The sequence below is a fragment of the Micromonospora sp. ATLC20 genome, assembly GCF_057196585.1.
The window spans coordinates 1-727 of record NZ_JBXUOV010000411.1 but is presented as its reverse complement, the minus strand read 5'-3'; the positions used below and the strand labels follow the sequence as shown (position 1 = coordinate 727).

1 pseudogene is annotated in these 727 nt (G+C 68.2%); it reads right to left on the bottom strand.

The annotated features are described in order from the left end of the window. Window positions 1–727 (bottom strand): annotated as a pseudogene (locus AC2CHG_RS31680) (hypothetical protein); the annotation flags it as partial.

The window sequence follows — 727 nt, the reverse complement described above, 5'->3', positions numbered from 1 at the left end:
CCGCTGCCGTTGGCGATGCCGCCGCCGTTGCCGCCTGCGGTGTTGTCGTCGACGTGGGTCTCCTCGACCTTGAGGATGCCCTCGTTGAAGACGCCGCCGCCGTCGCCCTGGGCGTGGTTGTCGACGACCTTGCTCTCCTTGAGCCAGGTGCGGCCGTAGTTGGCGATGGCGCCGCCGTCACCTTCGGCGTTGTTGTCGACCAGCTTCACGTTGTCCAGGTGCGCGCTGCCGCCACGCTCCACCAGGAGCGCGCCGCCGTCACCCTCGAACCGCTTGTCGTCGTCCTTGCCGTCCGGCCCGGCCGCCTTCGGCACCGACGGCCCGGGGTACTTGAATTCGTTGGCGTTGCCGCCGGAGACGGTGAGGTCCTTGAGGGTGAGGTCGCCGCCGTCGACGACGCGGAAGATGCGGAAGGTGTCTTCGGCGTCGCGCTTGATGGTGGAGTTGTTGCCCTTGATGGTGACGTCCTGCTTGATCTCGGGCAGGGCGGAGCCGAACTTGCGGTCCTTGACGCCGAGTTCGTAGGTGCAGTTCTCGGCGAGCTTGATGGTGCCGCCGTGGTCGCGGTTGGCCAGTTCGAGGGCGTCGATCAGGGCGTCGTCCTTGCAGGGGACCTCGCGGGTCTTGCCGTGGTCGTCCTTGCCGTCCTTGCCCCACTCGCCCTTGTCCGGGCCCCACTCGCCACGGTCGCGGCCTTCCTGGCCACGGTCCTTGCCGTCCTTGCCGT